This is a genomic window from Holdemania filiformis, from assembly GCF_003459085.1.
Taxonomy (GTDB): domain Bacteria; phylum Bacillota_I; class Bacilli_A; order Erysipelotrichales; family Erysipelotrichaceae; genus Holdemania; species Holdemania filiformis.
Genome location: NZ_QRUP01000006.1, coordinates 117,553 through 139,923, shown reverse-complemented (window position 1 = coordinate 139,923; position 22,371 = coordinate 117,553). Strand labels below are relative to the sequence as shown.

Genomic DNA, 22,371 nt, shown 5'->3' with positions numbered 1-22,371 from the left:
GATCATGATCTAGCCCTGATCGTTAAGTCACTTCTCGGGGCAAAGATCGATAAACAGAATTCAACTGTTCATAATCCGTCCTTTATCTCTGCTAGATTTTCACAAAAAGTTCACGATGCTTCCATAAACAACACACAGAATTTCGCTATACTAATAACATAAACAGAGAAGATTAAAAACATTTCTTCATTTCTAAAATTTTCCTTTCTTTATTAATTTAAACCTGATCTTCTCTGTTCATAATAAGTACGAAAGGAAATCCCCCGTTTCCTTTCTCCCATGAGAAACCGCAACTTTCCCTCTTGCGGTTTTTTTCTGTTTTCGGCAATGACTTTAATCCTGTTTTGAAATGGATTAAAAAGATGGTCATGCAGACAAGGCACAGGAAATTAGAACCGCGGATCTCGCTAAATGTCCTTTTTTGTCATGAAGAAATCAAATTTCGAAAATTTGTTGAAGTTCACATTTCAATGACATACTTTTCCCATAATTTTTTCTTATAATACAATTGTCCAAAGGATAAGACCAACAGAAAATCCCTTCAGGACAAGATGTTTTTCCCCTCTCAACCTTAATAATAATCAGGTGATCAAGGCTCCCCTCCTTGGTTGCCGGAGAAAGCCCGCCTTCCCCTGGCGGGTTTTCTTTTCCGTTTTCCAAGAAAGCGATATAATGAAGTAAAGGAGCAGACAGATCGAAGCACTTGAACCAGATCTGCCAAACAATCGAATATGGACACTAAATCTTATACTTATGAAGAATTTCCGGCTTGTGAACTCACGGCTCCACATCAAACTGAAATTGAAATCGATCCGCATCAGCGAAGCGTGCATGCGCTGCCGCTGCAGGAATATGCCCGGGCGGGTGAACGGGGGCTGCATATCCGATTTTTACAGCCTTCATTTGTCGCTGAGGAAATGATTGAAGGTCAGCGGTTTCCGATCATTCTGTTTATCCAGGGCTCAGGCTGGCGCTGGCAGAATGTGGAGTCCAATATCTGCAGCCTGGGAAAGATCGCTGTCCACGGCTTTCTTGTGGCGATGATTGAATACCGGGGCAGCGAATGCGAACCGTTTCCTGCCCAATTGATGGATGTCAAACAGGCGATTCAATATGTCCGTGCGCAGGCGCCGGGCCTTCATGGCGATCCGGATCAGCTGATTTTATGGGGTGGTTCCTCCGGCGGACATTTAGCGGCTCTGACAGCGGTCAGTGAAGCGGCAGGGGCGTTTCCACTCGAAAACGGCGAAGCCTTTCTGCCCGCGATCAAAGGGGTGATCGACTTTTACGGCCCGGTAAATCTGCTCAGTATGGCGGATCAGCTGTCAGCCAAGGATCATGCGGGTTCCGATTCCATCGCCGGAAAGCTGCTGGGCGGCGTTGCGGTTAAAGAATATCCGCAGAAGGCGCGCCAGGCTTCCGTCACAACCTATATCGGCAAGGCGGCGCTGTCTCCATTTTTGATCGTGCATGGGGATAAGGACCGCAATGTGCCGATGGCGCAGAGTGTGGAATTGGTGGAAGCCTTATTGAAGGCGGGGCATGAAGTAGACTGGATTAAAGTCAAGAATGCCGATCACGGCGGGGCCGGAATCTGGAATGATGCTATTCTGAGCCGGTGCCTGGACAAAATCCAGTGCTGGCTGGCAGGAAAATAAGCCTTAAGAAATTCTTTAGGAAGTTCACGGAACCTTCACCCGCTTTTGATCATAATCCCATAATGTTTGCCTATAATACAAGCATACAAGGAAGGAGGCATCCAAGGTAATTCAAGCTGAAAAAGCATAAAGCATAAATTCCCTTTACAAGTAAAATATTTTCCCCTCTTATTAAAATAAAAATAATGTGCGAAGGCGGGCTTCCCCTCCCGCCTTCCAGGAAATCCTGTTCCCTCCCCTGAACAGGATTTTTCTTATGTAATAAATTGGAAGTAATTACAGATGTGGTTAAACATGGATAAAACCGGAAATTACCTGGGATAAAGTTTCCAGGTTCTGAGATTGATCGGCTGCCGGGCAGTCTTGGTTTCACAGAATCTCTCAAATTCATCATTTCTTCACAGAAACTCCATTTTGTCACCACATCGGTTTTCTATACTAGGATTCAGAAAGGAGGATCGCAGAGTAAATTAACGCTTTAAACATTTTTCCTCTTCTTAAATTTAAAAGATAATAGGAACGAACGCTAATCCCTGAGCGGAAGTTCCAGCGCGGTCTGCCGAATCCCTGCGGATGACCGACGCAGCCGAGAGTTCTGTATTCCCTGACAGAACTCTTTTTTTGCCTTTCGTGTTGAAAGAAGGACAGATTTCAGAATTAATTGGAAATTCGTTCAGAATTCTGCCGTTTCCGGAACCGGAATGTGCTAAAATAAATTCAAGAGAAAGGGGCTTTTTTATGATCTATACATGTACGCTGAATCCATCGCTGGACTACTATATGGAATTTGATAAAGTGGAGCTGGGGAAAACGAACCGCAGTTCGCTGGAATACTATGAAGCCGGAGGTAAGGGCATCAATGTTTCTATCGTTTTAAATAATCTGATGATTCCGTCCCGGGCGCTGGGCTTTGTCGGCGGGTTTACCAAGGATTTTTTCATCAGCCTGCTTCAGAAATATGAGTATATCGAGCCGGTGTTCACCTTCATTGAAGGTCACACCCGGATTAACGTGAAGGTTAAAGGCGACCTGTTGGAAACCGAGCTGAACGCCAAAGGTCCGAGTATTACGGAAGAAGATATGCGGATGATGTTAAGACGGGTAGAACGTCTCAACCGCAGCGACATCTTTGTGCTGTCGGGCAATTGTCCGGATAATCTGGTCGATCTGACGGAGAAAATGATTCAGCTGTGCATTGAAAACGACGTGAAGTTTGTCCTTGACGTCAATCATGAGCTGCTTCTGAGATTGTTAAAATACAAGCCGTTTCTGGTGCGGCCGAATATTGAGGATCTGGAAACGATGTTTGACGAGGTGATCGCCGATCAGAAACAGCTGATCCATGCCGGACGGCGCTGCGCGGAGCTGGGGGCGGAGAATGTTATCTTAATGATGGGAAAAGATGGCTCGCTGCTGATCAATCAGGACGGTGTATACCATGCCAATTCAATCGACGCCGAGGTTGTCAATTCCGTCGGCGCGGCCGACAGTATGATCGCCGGCTTCGTGATGAATTATCTGCGTTCCCGCGATATCATTACAACCTTTAAATACGCGAACTGCTGCGGCATCGCGACCGCTTTTTCCAAAGGAATGGCGACCCGGGAGAAAATTGAAAGCCTTTATGACGAAATTCTTGTAACAAAGATTGACGAAAACGAAGAGGCTTGATATCATAGATCAAGATGATGCGAGGTGAGAGGATGTACAGAAAATAAGACGAAGAAAATTGAATTTCTGAAATCTTGTTTTTTGTCGTTCTCTTTTTTTACCGTTTACCGCTTCCTAAGGAGGTGGTGCGGATGTTAACTGTAAATCAACTTACAATTAAGACCCTCAAAGATAGAATTCTGATCGATCATTTAAGCTTTACTTGCGTCGCAGGCGATAAAATTGCGGTGATCGGTGAAGAGGGGAACGGCAAAAGCACGTTGTTTAAAGCAATTTGGAATCCAGACTTGATTTCAGAATATACCGTGATGGAAGGCACGATTGACCGCCGCGGGGCGGTGATCGGCTATCTTCCTCAGTCGCTGGATACGCGGTGGGTTGAAACGACAGGTCTGGATTTTTGTATGAGCGAAACTCCTTCAGAAATTCCTGATTATGAAAAGATCGGCGAACTGTATGTGCGGCTGGAAGACGTCGGAGCCGGCGCCGACCTGCTGGAAAGAAAAATGGGTCAGCTGAGCGGCGGGGAAAAAGTCAAGCTGCAGCTGGTCAAACTGATGTTAAAAGAACCAGATTTGATTTTGATGGATGAACCGACCAATGATCTTGATCTGGAAACGCTTGAAATTCTGGAACAGTTTATCTTGTCGAGTCCGGCCGGCATTCTGTTTGTTTCGCATGATGAAACACTGCTGGAGCATTGCGCCAACGGGATTCTGCATCTGGAACAAATCGTTCGCAAGACCCAGGCCCGGCATACGTTTGTGCATCTGGGGTATGCCGATTACGTGCGGCAGCGCGAAGCCCTGGCAAGCCGGCAGGATCAGCTGTCAGTGAAGGAACATCAGGAGTACGCGGCGCAGATGGAGCGCTACCGGCGGTTATACCAAAGCGTCGATCACGCGCTGAACTCCGTCTCCCGGCAACAGCCGCATGCAGCCAAGATGCTTAAACGCAAGATGCGTTCGGTCAAGGCGCTGGGGGAACGGCTGGAGGACAAACCGCTGACGCATAAGTTTGAAGGCGAGGAACAGATCGAATTGTTTTTTGATCCGGAAGTCAAGATTGCCAATTCCCGCAAGCAGATTCTTGATTTCCACCAGCCGCAGCTCTGGGCAGGGACGCATCTTTGCGCAAGCGGGATCAATCTTCAGATCGTCGGACCGCAGAAGGTTGCGATTATCGGATCGAACGGCTGCGGGAAAACAACGCTGCTGCGGCTGATCTGGGAACAGATGAAGGACCGGACAGATCTGCGCGTCGGTTACATGCCGCAGAATTATGAGGAACAGCTGCCGATGGATAAGAACCCGGTCGACTTTTTAAGCGAAGGCCAGGATCAGGCGTTCCGGACGCGGATTCAGAATCATTTAGGCTCGCTGAAATTTACGCCGGAGGAGATGCGTCAGCCGATGGGTACCTTTTCCAGCGGTCAGAAAGCCAAGATCCTGTTGGTGAAGCTGGTCGTCGATCACAACGACGTGCTGCTTCTGGACGAACCGACGCGGAATTGTTCGCCGTTGTCCGCCGGTCAGATCCGTGCGCAGCTGGCGTCCTTTCCCGGCTGTATCCTCGCCGTCAGCCATGACCGCCGCTTTTTAGCCGAGGTGACGGAGCGGATTCTGCGCTTGACGCCGCAGGGGCTGGAAGAAGATTCATCGATAGAATTCTAGCCAAACGGAAGATTTTGATTTATACTAGTACTGTTATGGCAAGGAGGCAGAAAATGAAAAAACAGATTCTGAAAGGTTTAGTTCTGTTAGGCTGCTGCCTGTTGGCGCTGAGTGCCTGCAGTCAGAAGGATAATACGCCGGTTCATTATTTAGACGACTTAAAGATGGTGGACGTCGATATGAGCGGGTATCAGGGATTCAATGTGGCGGAGCATCAGTTCAAGCGGGTTACGCTGAAGGAAGCCAACCGCATTTATAAAGAAGGCGGAAGCGGTATCCTGTACTATGGATATACAAGCTGCGCCTGGTGCACGCAGGCGGTTCCGGTGATGAACGAAGTTGCCAAAGAGCTGGGTCTGACGATTTATTATGTCGATATGGGCACGGACGACGGCAACACGGAAGAAAGCTACAACGAATTTATCGATCTGGTGAAGGATTTCCTGAAAACTGATGACGATGGTGAACCGGCGCTGTTTGTGCCGCAGGTGTTCGTCGTGAAAAACGGAAAGATCGTAGGCGATCATCTGAGCACCGTCGATTCGTACAGTCCGAGCCAGGGCAACATGACCGACAGCCAGAAAAAAGAGCTGAAGGGCATTTACAAGAAAATATTTGAAAAACTGAAATAGGATCTTTGCGATCCTTTTCTTTTATCTGTTTTTCTCTGCCGGGTGAAAGGAAAAGTCAAAGTAAGCGCTTGTGGAAGCAACTTTCAGGAAGACGTAAGAAAAACTTAAAGAAAAGCGCATAAAAATTGGGTATAATACGGTCGATGTCAGGAGTGTGATCACAATGAAACGCAGACAAAAACGCAATATGATGCTTTTAGGATTGATCCTGGCCCTTCATCTCATTTATATTCTGGCGGGTCTGGGCTTGCGGAAAGCCGGGATCCAGCTTAATTTACGATGGTTGTTCTGGAACCTGGGTCTGGCGTTCATGCCGGTGGCGCTGGCAGTGCCGGCTTATTTGCTGACCAGCTGGCGCAGACACTGGGGACCGATTTCACTGGGGCTTGCGATCGGCTGGCTGTTGTTTCTGCCCAACGCCTGTTACATGGTCACGGATCTGATCCATCTTCAAGGTTCGCAGCTGATCGGCGGCAACGGCGTTTATCTGCAAAGCTTATCCGGCTGGGTGCGCTTGATTTATATCGTCGGCGGGATTTTAATGGCGTTGGTCGACGGCTTGTTTTCCACCTCGTTAATTCATCAAAACGTCAAATGGCGCAGAAATAAGGTGTTTAACTTCTGCTGGATGAGCGTGATCAGTCTGTTATGCGGTTACGGTGTTTATATCGGCCGTTTTCTGCGGCTGAATACCTGGGATGTGCTGCAGCCGAAGACGCTGCTTTTGACGCTGCTGCAGAACATTGATAAATTTACCATCCTGTTTTCCTTTATGTTGGCGGCGTTCTATTTCGCGGCCTATCTGATCTTCGATAAACTGATGCGCTCGGAACCGCATGCCTGATCAAACGATCAGGTTTTTTCTTTTCGGGATGTATCTTCGAGGCGTGTCGAAAAGCTTTCGACACTGTGAATTTACAGGGTGCCGCAAGGAAGAAGATAACAGGAATTATTATGCGGATGGTTCAATTATCTGATTTTAAACAGAAAAAAGAATGGAAAATACAGGATTTCCCAGCTTTACACCCCTGTGTTTAAATGAAAGTAAGTTTCTTTTTGAAAATAGGCTCAAATGGCACGCTTTTTGCTTATATATTTAAAAAGGAGTGGTGTCTATGAAGTTTGCGAGTTTATTTCAGCCGTTAAAAATCAATTCTCTGATGATTCCCAACCGGATTATTTCCGCGCCGATGAACGAGGCGCTCAATAACAAGCGTGTCCGCTGCGGAGCAGGGATTTTGATTGCGGGTTGCGGCGGTGTAGATCTGCCGAACGCCTGGTTTGATCCGGGGTATTTATTTGCCAAGGCGCAGATTCAGAATACGCGCCAGTGGCTGAACTTTATGCGTCAGGGAGGTTCGGCAGTATCGCTCGAGGTCATGCACATGGGCAGCGTCGGACGTGGGGCGCATCCGGATGACGTGCTTTGGGGATCGACTGACGGTGTTAATGCCTATGGCAATCGGGTGAAAGCCATGACACCAGCGGAAATGGATCAGACGTCTGCAGCGTTCGCGCAAACCTGCCGCGACGCTAAAGAACTGGGCTTCGATATGGTCATGCTTCATTTCGCGCATGGCTGGCTGCCGGCACAGTTTCTTTCACCAGCGCTGAATCATCGGACGGATGACTATGGCGGGTGTCTTGAAAACCGGATGAAGTTTCCGTTGGCGATTATTAAAGCAGTACGTGAAGCTGTCGGTCCGGATTATCCGGTGGATCTTCGAATCAGCGCAAAGGAGTGGATTGACGGCGGGATTGATCTGAACGAGGTTCTGATTTTTTTGAAACAGGCCGAACCGTATTTAGATATGGTGAATGTGTCAGCTGGACAGGATATGGACAAACAGGGCAACATCCACATGGCGACGTCCACGTTGGAGCCGCATGGCGTCAATCGTCAGCTGGCTCGCGCAATTAAGCAGACCCTTACGATTCCCGTTGCGGTGGTAGGGGCGATCTTAACGCCGCAGGAAGCTGCCGCGGTGATTGAGGAACAGGATGCCGATCTTGTGGTTCTGGGACGGGCATTGCTGGCAGACGAAGACTGGATTCATAAAGCGGAAGCCGGCCGGGATGCGGATATTGTGCCTTGCCTGCGCTGCGGCAGCTGCATGCATTGGACGACTGACCGGCGCGATCATGGCTGTTCCGTGAATCCTGCCTATATGAACGGAAGTTGGATGTCTTCTGAGTGCCTGCCGGTTAAAATCCGCAAGCAGGTTGTTGTGATCGGCGGCGGACCGGCCGGAATGAAAGCGGCGCTGACGGCGGACCGGCGGGGACATCAGGTCACGCTGCTGGAACAAAATTCCAGTCTGGGCGGCGCGCTGACCATCTTTAATCAGGAGCCGCATAAACTGGATTTACGGCGTTACCGGGATTATCTGATAGAACAGATCGCAAAGTCAGGGGTTAACGTCAGACTGAATACAAAAGCGACGCCGGAACTGGTGAAAAACCTGAATCCCGATCATTTAATTCTGGCGTTGGGCGGAAAGTGGGCAATTCCGCCAATTCCGGGAATCGAACGGGGACTGACGCCGGCTCAAGCCTATACAAATCCGATTCCGAATGGAAAATCCGTTGCGATTTTAGGCGGCGGTGCGATCGGCTGCGAGCTGGCGCTGAAGTTTGCGGAAACCGGGTGTCCGGTTGTCTTGATCGAACAGGGAAGTGAGCTTCACCGCGGGGAAAATCTACTTGTCGGTTTAGCGCTGGACGAGCATCTGAAACGCTGTGAAAATCTGAAAATCCTCCGGGAAACATGCTGCCTTAAAGTAAATTCCGAGCATATCGTTGTAGAAAAAACGGGCGTTTTAATGACGATTCCAGCCGACATATTGATCATCTGCACGGGCATTGAACCGTTAAGCGAGGAAGCTGATCGTTTTTATGGAATTACCTGCCACACCTGGAAAATCGGCGATGTCAAACGGCCGGGAAACATCAAGGCGGCGACGTTGGACGGCTGGATGGCGGGCAGCCAGGATTGAGGCTTCATTCCGCTTCTCAGTGTTGTCAGCCTTGGTATTGGAAATGTTTTATGAAGCGAATTCATAGATCATCCGTTGATTAAAAGAAGACTGGCGAGCAGGATTTCTGCAGCAGGTAAAGCGACAGGAATCCTTTTTACTGTTAAATTTGCAGAAAATGAATTCCACTTATTTTGTAAGCGTGCTTTTAGCATATTTTCAATCATTTTTATGTTTAAGGCAAAGAAAATAAACCGGAGGCTGTGGCGTATTTTGTATCCTGCGATTCTTTAAGACCATTCTGTTTGAATTCTATTTTTCTCCTGTGTAAGCTGCTCTCTTTGGAAAAATTGAAGAATCGTATTTCTATTTAATTCTGATATCCTACCCTTCGTCGTGCAATTACAAATGCAGCGGCTAGATGGACTGTACGCTTCATCTTCCGGCTGTATTTTTTTTGCCAATTTGGCTCGTATAGCCGGATTTACTTAAATAACAATTTACCCTTCCTTTCATTATCTTCTCTTAATAGAAAAAAAGCACGACCAACCGTGCTTAATCTGTCAAATATTTTATTTTTTCTTTATACTTTGCAGCCCTTTCGTAATCCTTCTCTGTTGGAGCCTTAAGTCTGGATAGATCAGAATTATGCGTCATGTCCGCGATTTTGACTTTTCTGGCCAATTCGTTATTTTTCAATCTTTTAAGATATTCATCATAGGAAAACCCGGGCCGCTTCGTAATACAGTCAACGGCTTCTATGATGGAACGATCAAAACCGCATTTCTCTAAATCCTCCAGAGTTATATCGGTATCTTCGACTACATCATGAAGCAAGGCAACAATCTTTTCTTCTTCTGTATCACACATTGATGCTACGGTTACAGGGTGATTGATGTAATCACACCCGCCTTTGTCTTTTTGACCTTTATGGGCTTCCGTCGCAATCTTTAAAGCGCGATCAATCATTATGCTCATGCTTAAACCTCTCAATAATCTGATTTGATTTTTCTTCTGTGCAGTCATCCACGATCATTTCACCAATGAGAAGTTTAGCCATATCGCTGTCTTCTACCCAATCTTTCTTTTTATGATCCCAACGTTCAAAGTCATAGTGATCGTTTCGTCTTATGACAAGCCGAGTAGTATTAATATTATCTAACACGCTCTCAAACCAATATCTCATGATCAATTACTCCTTTTTTATTAGTTAATCATAACTATTTATCGAAGAAACATCTTGAAAGAACCTTTTTTTTATGTGTAAAATTGCCGTCATTGAATCTTGATCCTCCGGCAGCTTATGAATTGGTTTGAATCTTGCTTTGATTCCTGATTTTAAGTTTATTATAAACAGTTAACTGTTGCGATTCAAGATCAATGCCTTATTACTAACGAAAAATCTCATTGACAGAGTTCTTCAGTATATCTATAATAGATATATCTTAAATGGATATATCGTGAATAGACTGTGAGGAATAGGAATGCCAAAACAAGATACCTTTGAGACAGAACAGCTGACCGACGCGGCATTTTACATCTTATTAGCGCTGATCGAACCGCTGCATGGTTATGCGATTATGAAGTATATTGAACAGCTGACCGGCGTACCGGGAATGATCGGGCCCGGCACGTTGTATACGCTGCTGAAAAAGATGTGCGCCAACGAGCTGATCACGCAGACGGCGGCGGAAGAGGGAAAGAAGTCTTACGTGCTGACCGATAAAGGCCGGATCTTACTGCGCCATGAATTAACCCGCCGGGAAACGATTGTCGCGACGGCCCGCAAAATAATGCTGGAGAAAGGAATATAACCGATGAAGAAAAAAATTATATTAGCCCAGGGTCTTGTATTTGAGGAAGAACAGGAAAAGCTGCGGCTTGAAAAACTGGCGCAGGAAGGCTGGCTGTTCGAGAGTGTGGCCTGGGGTGGATTAGGATGGCGGCTGGTTCGGGGCGAGCCGCAGTTCAGACAGTATGAATTTGATTATCTGCCTTCCGATCCGGCTGAACGGCAGGAATATCTGGCCTTGATGGAAGCCTCCGGCTGGCATCCGGCATTTCGTCAGGATCCGATCGTTTTATTCTGGTCTGATGAAAAGCGGACTCCGATCCATACGGAGGCATCGACGAAGCTGGAGTCCTATGCGCCGCTGGCCCGCGGTCTGTCGCGGATCAGTCTGGTTCTGGGCGGCTTGTTAATCGCGCTTTTGTTCTCTGGACTTAAAGGCCGGGGGATTGCGCTGATCTTTCTGATCGGGCTGATCGGCTTTACGATGACGACGATGTGTGCTTCCGCCTACCGCATCCGAATGCAGCTGCTGAAACGCCAGGCGTCGCTGCAGGAGAAGCTTGAGGATCGGCTGCGGAAACAAATCATTACGCGGACGGCCTTCGCGCATTTGCTTCTGCTTCTGTCGGGTTTATACCTGTTGATGATCGCTTATGCCCGCAAGCCGATGCCCGTAGGGTTATGGCTTCTGATCGCGCTGCAGGTCAGCGCCGGGCTGGGACTGAAATTAATTTGCTGGAAACAAATGAAAGAACTGGGCTGAATCCGCTAAAACTGAGATTAGAAAGGCAATGACGGAAAACGATTGTTTCTATATTAAAATATGAGAAATTGCTTGACCTGTCCCTAACGTCCGGGCGTAAGTTAGGGGCAAGGAGGCGAGCTGGAGACGAAAGTTAAGAATTTGTAATAAATAAGAAAAATATGCTAGAATAAGAAACATAAAATGGGAGGGTGATTTCAATGATTGAAGTCTATCACGTCACAAAAAAATACGGCTCGTTTAAAGCGGTCGACGATCTGTCGCTGACGGCGAACAATGGCCGGATCACAATTCTTTTAGGCCCCAACGGAGCGGGCAAGTCCACAACGATTAAAAGCATCGCGGGGCTGCTTAAATTTGACGGCAAGATTCTTATTGACGGTTTCCCCAATTCGTCGATCGACGCGAAGCGGCGGTTCGGCTATATTCCGGAAACGCCGGTGCTGTATGATCAGCTGACGATCCGGGAACATATCCAGTTCATCAGCCGGGCATATCAATCTGAACAGGGTGAGACCCGTGCCCAGGCGTTGCTGGAACGGCTGGAGCTGGCGGATAAAACGAAAAAAACAGCCCGCGAATTATCCAAAGGAATGTCGCAGAAGCTGTCGATGGTGCTGGCGTTATTGGCCGATCCGGATTCGATTTTGATCGACGAACCGATGATCGGACTTGATCCGGCAGCGATTGAAACTGTGCTGCAGCTGCTGAAAGAGCTGCGTGACGAGGGAAAAAGTATTTTGATTTCCACGCATATTATCGACATGTTTGAATCGCTGTGGGATGACGCGTACATTCTGCATCAAGGAAAAATCGTGCGCGAGGTCCGCCGCGAGGATCTGGGCGATCAGTCGCTGAAGGAAATTTTCTTTGCCTGCACGCAGGGGGAACAGGGATGAATGCGCTCAGCTATTTGTTTTTTGTCAAGCTCAAGGCGCAGCTTCGCCGGTTGTTTTCTAAGCCGACCTCGGCGATCGTAACACTGCTGGTCGTGGGATTCTTCGGATTTTCCATTTATTCGGCGGTGCGGAATCGGGAAATGATGTCGGCAATGATGAACATTCAGTCAGTGCAGGGCTGGATGATGTTGTTCTGCGGTTATGTGCTGTTTTTGATGACGATTATGATCCTGCAGAAGCGTTCCGCGATCGTGACACGTGATGACGCCCAGTTTATTTTTGCGGGTCCGTTTACACGGAAGCAGACGCTGGCCTACTTGTTGATTGAAACGGTGGAAGGCAGCCTGATTTATGCGCTGATCGCCGTGGCTTATATCTTAATGATGATGAGCTCCACCGTGATTCTGACCGTTCCGTTAGTGCTTTCGTTAATCCTGAGCAGCTTGTTGATGTTTTACTTCGCGTTTGCCCTGTTCACCTGGTTTTATTTTCTGGAGTTGGTGAAGCCGCGGGCGAAGTGGTTAAAATATGGATTCCTGGCGGTGCTGCTGGGGTTTATCGGCTTGATCGCGATTCGCAACGTCGGCTTTGACGGCGGCGGGATTCAAAGTACAATCACCCGGTTTGTAGCCGATCCGTTGTTTAACTGGGTGCCGGTGTTCGGCTGGTGCAAAATGGCGCTGATCGGCTTAGTGAGTCAGGATATGACGGCCTGTCTGATCGGCTTTGCGGCGACGTTTCTTGTCTGCGCCGGGATCACCGCGCTGATTTTGAACGTTAAGGGTGATTTCTACGAACAGGCGATTATGGACGCGGAATGGATCAGCGAGCTGCGGCAGAATGCCCGCGCGCGGCGGTCTTCGGGTGGAACGAACGAAAAGGTTGTGTCAGTGAAGCAGGCGCGCTTTGGCAGCGGCGCGGCGGCGCTGGTTTCCAAGAATCTTCTGATCCTGCGCAAAACACGGCGGCTGTTATCGCTGCAGGAAGTGCTGTTAATCGCAATTTATCTGGGGATTGTCTGGATGAATGGACAAGGGTTCGGCTTTTATCAGTTCTTCGTTCTAATCGTCCTGTTCACCAGTGCGACGACGGATCGGATCGCCCAGGATTTACGGGTGTTCTATTTGTATTTGATTCCGGACCGGCCGCTTAAAAAGCTGGCGGCCCTGATGGTGCCGTCGATGCTGCACATCGTGGCGGTGGTGTTCGCTTCGTTAGTTTTCTGTCCGTTTGTCCTGGGCTGCAGCTGGGCAGAAATCATACCGGCCGCGTTGATGATGACGGGCTTCGGCTGGTTGTTTCTCAGCGCTTCGCTGGTTTGTCTGCGGTTGATGAAAAGCCGCTCGACGCCGTTGATGGAGCAGATGATCAAGATGGTTTTCTGTCTGATCCTGGCGATTCCTTACGGTATTACGGTCGTGGCGCTGATGTTCGTACCGGGACTGCCGGCGCTGGCTGTGCAGCTGGCGGGCCTGGCTGTCAACGGCTTGATCGGACTTGTCTGTCTGGCGCTGGCGACGCCGTTGTTGTCCGGCAACAACCTGATGGCGGACTGAGCAAGCGATGCGGGCGGAAAAGAAGGCTGGATAGACCAGACCGGCTTCCTCATTCTAAAAAAACAACGTCCAGAGGAAAGACTTCCCGACGTTGTTTTATTTTGTGAAAAATTGCGGAACAGATAAACCGGATGTCGTGTCAGAATCGATGCATAGTTTGTCAACGCGGCAGCCGTTTTCCTGCCTCATGATCGCTGTCCCTCTGATTTTGCGCCGATTTTGAGATTAGGATTTATCCGATTTTCGGACTGGCGGACGGTGTTGGCTGCGGGGAAGCGGAAGGCAAGGGAGAGGTTGTGGCCTGCGGAGAAGGAGACGGGGTGGTTTTCGGATTTGCCGGCGGTCCGTCCAACGGATTGACGAAGCTGTCGATCTTCCACACGCCCTGTTCTTTTTTCAGGATAAACTCGGAGGTTTCCTCGACCCTTTGTCCCTGAACCTGCCATGCCGAAGTCGCGTCAAAGGTCAGCTGATCTTCATCCTGCTTGGCCAGAGTGAAGCTGGTTTTGATATACTGTCCGTCGCCGGCGGGCGTCTGCGCGCCGATCCAGCTGACCGTATCATCCGTAATTATAACACGCTGGGCGAACGCAGAGGCTTCCAGAAGCCGGCGGCCTTCCGCGGTGAAGAAGGTGTTGAGGATTGTGTCGTAATTCTGAATCTCGACCTGCTGATCCTCGCCGGCCGCGTCCAGAATGAAGTAATTCGCGGATCCCTGGCACAGCTCTAATATTAATTCCAGACAGGCCTGCGCTTTTTCCACCGGATCCTCGCTGACCTTCACCGCGAGTGTGAATTCCACGGCATTGCCGGAAGAATCCTGGAACCGGCCCGGCAGGGAATACGTTCCCGGGGCCGCGTAATCGACGTCGCTGATCAGCCAGCGGAAGTTTTTGACCAGCGTGGATTCGCGGTTGAAATTATCCTGCAGCAAAATCCCGGCGGTCTTCGCCGTCAGTTCAGGAGCTTCGCCCGTTAAAAAGACCGGCAGCTGCACCGGCAGCACATAGGTTGGAGCGGTATGATCGACCGTCGTGACCTTCAAGGTTTTCACATCGTAATAACCGTTTTTATCCACCGCCTTGATCTTGATATAAGAGGTCCCGAGCAGAGAATTATTGGCGTTGTTCAGAAAGACGACGTTTTCCGCAGGCAGTTCGTTGCCCTGACTGTCCACGGCTTTAAAATAAGCCCGCAGCACATCTTCTGAAAAATCAGGCTGATTGACCTCGATGACGGCGTCTTCTAAAATCGTAATCTGCGGCGGCCCGGGATTTTCTACCCGCCTGGCGCAGCCGCCCAAAAGCAGAACACATAAAGCCAGCACCCCTGTTTTTCTCATCATATTTGAAAGCCTCCTTTCCCGTTTTGGATTTGTTCGCTCTATAATTAGTCTTATTCTATCATATTCTGTTCATGCGCTTTCAACGTTTGTCAATTCGTAAAAGAATTGAAAGAAATCGCGGAATGGGACGAAACTTGTCGGGACTTCTTCCAGGCAAAGGCATTGTCTCTTTTTCCTGATTCTGGTAAACTGAAGATAAGAAGGTGAAACCATGCAGGAAATCACAATGTTTGTCTTAAAGAATTGCCCCTATTGCCGCCAGGCGCAGAAAGATCTCGACGCTTTGCTTGCGGATCCGCGCTATCGGGATATCCGCATCACGAAGATTGATGAAGGCGAAAATCCGCAGCTGGCTGATCAATATGATTATTATTATGTCCCGACCTTTTATCTGGGCGCGCAGAAGAAACTGGAAGGCGCGCTGACACGCGCGCAGATTCAGGCGCTGTTGGACGAAGCGGCCGTGGGCTAGGCGGATGAAGGTTATGGACTGGCTGTTTCGCAGAGAGGTGCTGACCGATCAGGAAATTGATTTGATCAAGGTCATGGAAGTCAAAAAAGAGGCGGGCCGCAACGATGTGCCGTCCGTTGTTTTTGAAATCCGCGAACATGGAAAGCACGCCGCTGTGGGACGCTGCGATCTGCGGATGGGCATGAATGAGGAATTATATTATGCCGGGCAGATCGGCTATACCGTGTACCCGATGTACCGCGGACATCATTACGCGCTTAAAGCCTGCCGCCTGTTGTTCCAGCTGGCGAAGCAGAAATATGGCATGGATTCGCTGATTATCACGTGCAATCCGGACAATCTGCCTTCGCGTCGGACATTGGAAGCGCTGGGCGGAGAACTGAAGGCGATCGTCGACGTGCCGAAGGAGCATTATCTGTATCAGTACGGCGACGTTCAGAAATGTATTTTTGAATATCACCTGTAACCGGCGCTGCCGGTTCTTTTCATATCTTCCGGCTTGTTCGTCCAACGAAATGTTGAATGATATGCCCTTTGCGGACATTTTCTGCGCATATTCGATTTCCAGGCTTTTCCAGCTTCATTTCTTAGGCTGATCTTAAGAAAGTCTTTCGTGCAAATGGGCACGGATTTCGCTATAATATGACGTATTGAGGGGTGAAAGCATGCCGGATTTTAATCTCCATACTCATACCGCCCGCTGCCGTCACGCCGTCGGCTCGGATGAAGCGTATGTTCAGGCGGCGATCAAAGCCGGATTCAAGGTTTTAGGCTTCAGCGATCACTGCCCGTTCGCGTGTTTGAGAGATCAGCGCGACCGCATGAATATCGAAGAAAAAGCAGGATATCTGAACTCGATCGCAAGCCTGAAAGATAAATACCGGGATCAGATTACCATTCTTACCGGATATGAATTTGAATATTTTCCCTCCTTGCGCCAGGAGCTGCAGGAACGCCGGGATGAAACGGACTATATGATCCTTGGCAACCACTATCTGACCCCCGGTGGCATGGATTTCTGCGAAGCGGCGGAGGATGAAAGCGTATTGCTTTATGCCCGCCGGATCGCGGCGGCGTTAGCGGAAGGGTTGGCGGATTATGTTGCCCATCCGGAATACTTTATGTTAAGCCGCGACCATTGGTCGCCGGCCTGCGACGAAGCGGCGCGGATCATTTGCGCGGCGGCGGTGAACGCCGAGGTGCCGCTGGAGATCAATCTCAAGGGAATGAAGCATGGCAAGCTGGCTTATCGGGAAGGCTGGCGTTACGCTTACCCGTGGGCGAGGTTCTGGGAAATCGCCGGAACCTTCGGCTGTACCGCGGTCTACGGCATGGATGCCCATGACCCCCGGCAGTTTGCGCTCATGCCGCAGCGGATCGCCGAGGTTCAGACGTTTATTGATTTGACGGGCGTGCGCGTCAGGGAACAGTGGGATGCGCTGCAGTTTGGAAAGAAGGAAAAATGATGAAAAAACTATGGAACATCATGGCGAACCGACTTTTCATCGTGGCGGTTCTTATCCTGCTTCAGCTGGGCTTGATCATCGGCGTGATGGTGAGCCTGTCCGGGTTCAAGCTGGTCAGCGACCTGCTTCGTTTCATCAACTTCTTTTTAATTATCTACATCGTGAACAAACAGGAAAATCCGTCATATAAACTGGCCTGGATCATCCTGGTGCTCGTCTTCCCGCTGTTCGGCGGGTTATTTTATCTGATGTTCGGCGGGCGGAAAATGCCGAAGGCGCTGCGCCGGGAAGCGATCGCGGAAGCGGCCCGAACCCATCCCGTCCTGCCGCGCAATGAGAAAATTTTGAAAGAAATTGAGGAACAGGACAATCAGATTGTCAAGCAGTTCCGGTATGTGCTCAACAACGCCTACTATCCGGTATATAAAAATACGGAGGCGACCTATTGCCCGACCGGCGAGGTGAAGTTCTGGCACATGCTGCGGGAACTGAAAAAAGCGGAGCGGTATATCTTCCTGGAATATTTTATTGTCGATAACGGGATCATGTGGGATTCAATCCTGGAAATTTTGATTGAGAAGGTGAAGCAGGGTGTCGACGTGCGGATGATGTACGATGATGCCGGCTGCGTTTATACCCTGCCGGCCAACTACCGTAAAATCTTAGAAAAGCTGGGAATCCGCTGCGCCGTGTTCAATCCGTTAAAAGCCCGGCTGGTGATCCAGATGAATAACCGCGATCACCGCAAAATCTGTGTGATCGACGGGAAGATCGGCTTTGTCGGCGGGATCAATCTGGCCGACGAATACATCAACGCTTATGAAAAATATGGTCATTGGAAAGATACGGCTGTGATGCTCAGAGGCGAGGCCGTGTGGAGTCTGACCGTCATGTTCTTACAGTTCTGGAACTTTGTTTATAAAGATATGGCGCCGAGCAACTATGACGATTACTGGCCGGTCTACAAGCCTGAGGAACAGCCGCAAAGCGACGGCTATATCCAGCCGTTTTCCGACAGCCCGACGGATGAGGAGGAAGTCGGAGCCACGATCCATTTCAACATCATCAATCAGGCGCGGCATTATGTCTACATCCACACGCCCTATTTAATCATCGGCTATGAGATGCAGCGGGCGTTGGAAACCGCAGCCAAGGCCGGCGTCGACGTGCGCATCACCGTGCCGCATGTACCGGATAAAAAGCTGGTGTTTATGGTGACGCGCGCCAACTATGAGCCGCTGTTAAAAGCAGGCGTGAAGATCTATGAGTACACGCCGGGCTTCATCCATTCCAAATCCTTTGTCAGCGACGATGAGATCGGTCTGTGCGGTACGACCAACATGGATTACCGCAGTTACTATCTGCATTTTGAATGCGGGGTGCTGGCGTACAAGAGTTCGATCATCCGGGATATGAAGCAGGACTACATCGAGACATTAAAGGATTGCCGCGAAGTGACGCTGGACGACTGCCGCAAGACTCCGGCCGCCGTGCGGTTAATCCGGGCTATTCTGAATCTGTTTGCGCCGATGATGTAAACGCCGGGTTTCCCAGTGTGCAGCCCCATGGAATGAAGTTTTAATAAGGACGTCAAACATTAGAATAAGTCGAAAAGGAGTTGGAAATGAGCGAAATTAAGGTTAGCTTTCAATCCTGCGCCGAGGCTATACCCCTGAAATATGTCGTTATCGTTCTGCGGGATGGCGATCAGGTGCTGTGGGCGCGGCATCGCCGGCGGTCTTCCTGGGAAATTCCTGGCGGACATCTTGAACCGGGAGAAACTCCGCGTCAGGCGGCTGAACGCGAGCTGTGGGAGGAAACCGGCGTCATGCAAGCTGAACTTGAACCGGTGTGCATTTATACGGTGAGCCAGGACGGCCGGCAGGACAGCGGTCTGCTTTACGCTGCGTCCGCCGGCGTCCAGGGCCCCCTTCCCGCGTTTGAAATGGCCGAAACCCGATGGTTCAGCGCACTGCCTGAAGAACTGACATATCCGGAAATCCAGCCGTTGTTATGGCGGCAGGCACGGCAAGTCCGAGGCCAGGGAAACAATGACGAACTTTCGCAAATGACGGATATTTTCAACGAGTAAAAATTTCAAGGCGTCTTCACACAGTCCGGATTTCCGGGCTGTTTCTTGTTGAATTAGGAGAAAGAACGCCCACGGATTGTTAAGGGCACGCCGCAAAGCGGCGCTATGCCGATAAGTGTCATCTTTTTCACTCATATTAAAACTTTTTTTGCGACAGAAGACAGCGGAGGATTTTATATAATAAGTACAGAAAGACGAGGAATAGGAGAATGAGAAAAAGATTGGTTTTCAGGGTCGACGACGTCGGTTATACGCCGGCCTATGACATGGGGGCGTTTAAGGCATTTGAATGCGGGATCGCGTCGTCCGCGGACGTGATGTTCGATTCGCCGGATACTATCGCCGCGTTAAACTGGCTGAAGGACAAACCGTGGCTGTCGATCGGCTGGCATCGTCATCTGTGGGAAAGTCCCGTCCTGCCGCCGGAGGAAGTTCCTTCTTTAGTCAATGAAAAAGGCCGGTTTAAATGGGGACACCGGCATCCGGAGTTAATGCAGGAAGCAACCTATGAAGACGCGTATAAGGAATTTGACGCGCAGATGGAGTTATGTTACCGCATCCTGGGGAAATATCCTGATGTCGCAAGTGTGAAAAACAGCGAGCTGCCGCTTGAAAAAGCATTTAAAGCGGTCGTGGAAAAATACGGAATCGCCTATAATATTTTTTCCTCCGCGCCGGATCATCGCCATCCGACGGAATGTGATCCGAAATATAAGGCATTGCGTTATTATTCTTCCGGCCTGGCAACAAACTCCAGCTATAAGCTGGAAGATTTCAAAGATTATCAACCGCTGGAGAAAATGATGGCGCTGCGGTGGACAGACGCCGAGGAAGTTTTCATGTATGGCTGGCATCCAGGCTATTGCGACGATCACATCATGGAAGAATCGACCTGTAATCTACACCGATGCAAAGAGCTGCAGGCATGCACGAGCGAGGAATATAAAAACTGGATTATTGAAAACAAAATTGAATTGGTGAATCAGCGCGACGTTCTTTATGGAACGAACGAGTTTCAGGATCATTTGAAAGCGATCGGCAGTCCGCTGTGGATCGGAAATTTCAAGTAAATTCCAACACCTGCGCCACTTTGTCGAAAGCGGCCGGAAAAACAGGCGGAAAGGCTTGCATCTTCATCCTATTTTTGGTATATTGAACATACTTCTTGAGGGAGTAGTTTGCGTGGGGAAACCTGCGTGTCAAATCAACACAATGGCGGTTTGCCGCCTGGTTTGGCTTAATGAACAAGACTCAAGCATAGGCTTTAACGAGCTTATGCCTGGGTCTTTTTTTAGGAAGAAAGAGGGAAATGTATGGATGCAAATGTTATGGATGCGGTCACGTTAGTCATGTTAGCGGTCGGTTTGGCGATGGACGCGTTTGCGGTGTCGATCACCGACGGCTTATGTTATGAAAACTTTCACCGCAAAGAAGCGCTGATCACTTCCGGGGCGTTCGGCTTGTTCCAGGGAATCATGCCGCTGATCGGCTATTTCTGCGGCCGGATGTTCAGCGACGCGATCAGCTCGATCGATCATTGGATCGCGCTGATTCTGCTGGGCGTGATCGGGCTGAATATGATTAAAGAAGCGTGGCAGGAAAGCCGGGAATCGGAATGTGAAAACTGCGGGAATAAAACGCTGACGCTGCCGACGATCCTGATGCAGGCGGTCGCCACCAGTATCGACGCCCTGGCAGTGGGGATCAGCTTCGCGGTCATTCACGTTAATATTTTTACTGCCTGTCTGTTGATTTGCGGCATCACTTTCGGACTGAGCCTGATCGGCGCGGCAATGGGGAAGCGTTTCGGTTCGATGGTCAAAGAAAAAGCCCGGGTGCTGGGCGGTGTGATTTTGATTCTGATCGGGCTGCGGATCTTTGTGGAACACATGTTTTTCTAAAATCTGCGGAAATATCCTCATGAAAGTCATTGCAAAAAAACTTCTTACGCGGATAAGAGTTTTTTTTAGATGAAATTGAAGCGAGTCAGCGCAGCCGAAACAGAATTTCCCGGGCAATGGAGAGGGGTTCGCGTCCGGTTGTTTCTATTTTTTCTGAGTCAATGTCGTCATAATGAGGCAGCCGGGCCAAGCTGCGCTCAAGACATTCCGGTGTTCGCAGGCCCCGGTCTATGTCAGACTGCAGCTGGCGGCGCAGCTGAGCAGGGGAAGGCGATAAGGTAAAATGATTGAAAGTAAACTCGCCGTGAAGCCGTTTTAAAATCGAACGCACGGTTTCGGGGTCGTCCATCACCCAGCTGAACAAAATATAATCGAAGTCCGGCTGGGCGAGGAACTGATTCAATAAATAGGTAATATTGTTCTGAACCATCGCTTTAGTTTGGTCGCTGACCTGAAACGGATGCATCATCCAGCACCAATCTCCATCCAGCCAGACGCTGCGGGTAAGCAGTTCGCTGCATAAGCGGCTGACCGTGGTTTTTCCACTGCCCATCGTACCGCTGATAAAAATGACTTTCTTCATATTCACTTCCTGCCTTTGTTTTTGATTATAGCATGCTTTAGAAAGAATTAAGAATTTCCTTCAGTGTTCGGCGGAGGAACATGTTAAAATAAAATAAAGTTTATTTCGCAGATTGGGGATGTTTTATGAATACTCAACAAGGAAAAACCGCCGCGCGTCAACGGGCGGTTTCCTCGCGTTCTTCGTCAGGAAAACAAAAACGGGCGCATAAACGTTACCGTCTGAAAGCGTCGGTCCGCCGCAAGCTGGCAATTCTGGGCGTGCTGGCGGGGCTGATCGTCATCGCGCTGCTTTTGTTGTGGCTGTGGCCGGCACGGGAAAAACGGATCTATCATACCGTAGGCGTGCAGCTGCAGACGGTCAACGGCATTGAAGTTGTGCATGATTACATTCCTGAGGGGCATCAGAACCGGCCCGGGATTCAGCGTGAAATCCGCTGGATCGTCATTCATGAAACGGACAACGAAGCAGCCAGCGCGGATGCCTGGCATCATAACGAATATTTAAAGACGAATGAAACGGACATCAATTCCTGGCATTACACAGTCGACGATCATGCCATTTATCATTCCCTGCCGGATGAGGAAGTCGGCTGGCACGCAGGTGATAAAATGACGGAAAACGGCGGCAACATGACGGGGATCGGGATTGAGCTGTGCGTTAACGAAGGCAATGATTTTGAAAAGACAATGGAAAACGCGGCCGCACTGTGCGCCGAGCTGATGAAGGCGTATGATCTGCGGATTGAGGATATCAAGCAGCACCATGATTTCTCAGGCAAGGACTGCCCGCACCGGATTTTATCCGCGGACCGGACGGAAGAATTCGTAAAAATGGTTCAAGAAGCGACGAAACCATGATTTTGTAGTGGTAAATTCAGTTTTTTTTGTTAC

The 22,371-nt window shown here is 49.4% G+C and carries 22 protein-coding genes; 18 read left to right on the top strand and 4 right to left on the bottom strand.

Features of this window, described 5'->3' with window-relative positions; genetic code table 11:
• The first annotated feature begins 731 nt into the window (after positions 1–731).
• The 6 genes from DWY25_RS06785 to DWY25_RS06760 all read left to right on the top strand — a co-directional run bounded on the left by DWY25_RS06785 (position 732) and on the right by DWY25_RS06760 (position 8,630).
• Positions 732–1,658 (top strand): alpha/beta hydrolase, encoded by a 927-nt coding sequence (locus DWY25_RS06785; protein ID WP_117894602.1) that lies wholly within the window; start codon positions 732–734, stop codon positions 1,656–1,658.
• Between the two features lie 738 nt (positions 1,659–2,396).
• Positions 2,397–3,329, top strand: coding sequence for a 1-phosphofructokinase (locus DWY25_RS06780; RefSeq protein ID WP_039865411.1), 933 nt, complete (start codon positions 2,397–2,399; stop codon positions 3,327–3,329).
• 131 nt (positions 3,330–3,460) lie between these two features.
• Complete coding sequence (locus DWY25_RS06775; RefSeq protein ID WP_117894600.1) at positions 3,461–5,002, top strand: ATP-binding cassette domain-containing protein; 1,542 nt, start codon at positions 3,461–3,463, stop codon at positions 5,000–5,002.
• A gap of 53 nt (positions 5,003–5,055) precedes the next feature.
• Positions 5,056–5,634, top strand: coding sequence for a TlpA family protein disulfide reductase (locus DWY25_RS06770; RefSeq protein ID WP_050767019.1), 579 nt, complete (start codon positions 5,056–5,058; stop codon positions 5,632–5,634).
• Positions 5,635–5,797: 163 nt separating this feature from the next.
• Positions 5,798–6,478 carry a DUF1361 domain-containing protein gene (locus DWY25_RS06765; RefSeq protein WP_117894599.1) on the top strand — a complete coding sequence of 227 codons (681 nt, stop codon included), beginning with the start codon at positions 5,798–5,800 and terminating at the stop codon, positions 6,476–6,478.
• Between the two features lie 271 nt (positions 6,479–6,749).
• Positions 6,750–8,630: an oxidoreductase gene (locus tag DWY25_RS06760; protein WP_117894598.1), complete on the top strand. Its 1,881-nt coding sequence runs from the start codon at positions 6,750–6,752 to the stop codon at positions 8,628–8,630.
• 534 nt (positions 8,631–9,164) lie between these two features.
• Here the strand turns inward: DWY25_RS06760 and DWY25_RS06755 are convergent.
• Both DWY25_RS06755 and DWY25_RS06750 read right to left on the bottom strand, forming a co-directional pair.
• A complete protein-coding gene (locus tag DWY25_RS06755; protein ID WP_117894597.1) occupies positions 9,165–9,587 on the bottom strand; it encodes an HD domain-containing protein in 423 nt (140 codons plus the stop codon).
• Positions 9,571–9,795 carry a hypothetical protein gene (locus DWY25_RS06750; protein WP_117894596.1) on the bottom strand — a complete coding sequence of 75 codons (225 nt, stop codon included), beginning with the start codon at positions 9,793–9,795 and terminating at the stop codon, positions 9,571–9,573. Before DWY25_RS06750 ends, DWY25_RS06755 begins: the two co-directional genes overlap by 17 nt.
• A 298-nt stretch (positions 9,796–10,093) precedes the next feature.
• Here DWY25_RS06750 and DWY25_RS06745 point away from each other — a divergent pair, with 298 nt between their 5' ends.
• The 4 genes from DWY25_RS06745 to DWY25_RS06730 all read left to right on the top strand — a co-directional run bounded on the left by DWY25_RS06745 (position 10,094) and on the right by DWY25_RS06730 (position 13,619).
• A complete protein-coding gene (locus tag DWY25_RS06745; protein WP_117894595.1) occupies positions 10,094–10,423 on the top strand; it encodes a PadR family transcriptional regulator in 330 nt (109 codons plus the stop codon).
• Between the two features lie 3 nt (positions 10,424–10,426).
• Positions 10,427–11,164: a DUF2812 domain-containing protein gene (locus DWY25_RS06740; protein WP_117894594.1), complete on the top strand. Its 738-nt coding sequence runs from the start codon at positions 10,427–10,429 to the stop codon at positions 11,162–11,164.
• Between the two features lie 200 nt (positions 11,165–11,364).
• On the top strand, positions 11,365–12,063 hold the full coding sequence (locus tag DWY25_RS06735) for an ABC transporter ATP-binding protein (RefSeq protein WP_117894593.1): 699 nt from the start codon (positions 11,365–11,367) through the stop codon (positions 12,061–12,063).
• Positions 12,060–13,619, top strand: a complete 1,560-nt coding sequence (locus tag DWY25_RS06730) for a putative ABC exporter domain-containing protein (RefSeq protein WP_117894592.1) — start codon at positions 12,060–12,062, stop codon at positions 13,617–13,619. The genes DWY25_RS06735 and DWY25_RS06730 overlap by 4 nt, the downstream gene beginning before the upstream one ends.
• Before the next feature lie 232 nt (positions 13,620–13,851).
• Here DWY25_RS06730 and DWY25_RS06725 read toward each other — a convergent pair whose 3' ends face one another.
• Complete coding sequence (locus DWY25_RS06725) at positions 13,852–14,964, bottom strand: putative periplasmic lipoprotein (RefSeq protein ID WP_117894591.1); 1,113 nt, start codon at positions 14,962–14,964, stop codon at positions 13,852–13,854.
• A 211-nt stretch (positions 14,965–15,175) separates the two neighbouring features.
• Between DWY25_RS06725 and DWY25_RS06720 the strand changes: the two genes are divergently transcribed.
• The 7 genes from DWY25_RS06720 to DWY25_RS06690 all read left to right on the top strand — a co-directional run bounded on the left by DWY25_RS06720 (position 15,176) and on the right by DWY25_RS06690 (position 20,895).
• Complete coding sequence (locus DWY25_RS06720) at positions 15,176–15,436, top strand: thioredoxin family protein (RefSeq protein ID WP_117894590.1); 261 nt, start codon at positions 15,176–15,178, stop codon at positions 15,434–15,436.
• Between the two features lie 13 nt (positions 15,437–15,449).
• Positions 15,450–15,902: a GNAT family N-acetyltransferase gene (locus DWY25_RS06715; RefSeq protein ID WP_181981729.1), complete on the top strand. Its 453-nt coding sequence runs from the start codon at positions 15,450–15,452 to the stop codon at positions 15,900–15,902.
• Positions 15,903–16,101: 199 nt separating this feature from the next.
• Positions 16,102–16,902, top strand: a complete 801-nt coding sequence (locus DWY25_RS06710; protein ID WP_117894588.1) for a histidinol-phosphatase — start codon at positions 16,102–16,104, stop codon at positions 16,900–16,902.
• A complete protein-coding gene (cls, locus tag DWY25_RS06705; RefSeq protein ID WP_244925943.1) occupies positions 16,902–18,440 on the top strand; it encodes a cardiolipin synthase in 1,539 nt (512 codons plus the stop codon). The genes DWY25_RS06710 and cls overlap by 1 nt, the downstream gene beginning before the upstream one ends.
• An 86-nt stretch (positions 18,441–18,526) precedes the next feature.
• Positions 18,527–18,994 carry an NUDIX hydrolase gene (locus DWY25_RS06700; RefSeq protein WP_117894586.1) on the top strand — a complete coding sequence of 156 codons (468 nt, stop codon included), beginning with the start codon at positions 18,527–18,529 and terminating at the stop codon, positions 18,992–18,994.
• Between the two features lie 209 nt (positions 18,995–19,203).
• Positions 19,204–20,064 (top strand): ChbG/HpnK family deacetylase, encoded by an 861-nt coding sequence (locus DWY25_RS06695; RefSeq protein ID WP_117894585.1) that lies wholly within the window; start codon positions 19,204–19,206, stop codon positions 20,062–20,064.
• 243 nt (positions 20,065–20,307) lie between these two features.
• Positions 20,308–20,895, top strand: coding sequence for a manganese efflux pump MntP (locus DWY25_RS06690; protein WP_006061254.1), 588 nt, complete (start codon positions 20,308–20,310; stop codon positions 20,893–20,895).
• A gap of 85 nt (positions 20,896–20,980) precedes the next feature.
• On the opposite strand, the gene DWY25_RS06685 is transcribed toward DWY25_RS06690, so the two are convergent.
• Positions 20,981–21,526, bottom strand: coding sequence for an AAA family ATPase (locus DWY25_RS06685; protein ID WP_420809866.1), 546 nt, complete (start codon positions 21,524–21,526; stop codon positions 20,981–20,983).
• A gap of 77 nt (positions 21,527–21,603) precedes the next feature.
• Here DWY25_RS06685 and DWY25_RS06680 point away from each other — a divergent pair, with 77 nt between their 5' ends.
• Complete coding sequence (locus DWY25_RS06680; RefSeq protein WP_117894583.1) at positions 21,604–22,338, top strand: peptidoglycan recognition protein family protein; 735 nt, start codon at positions 21,604–21,606, stop codon at positions 22,336–22,338.
• Positions 22,339–22,371 lie beyond the last annotated feature (33 nt).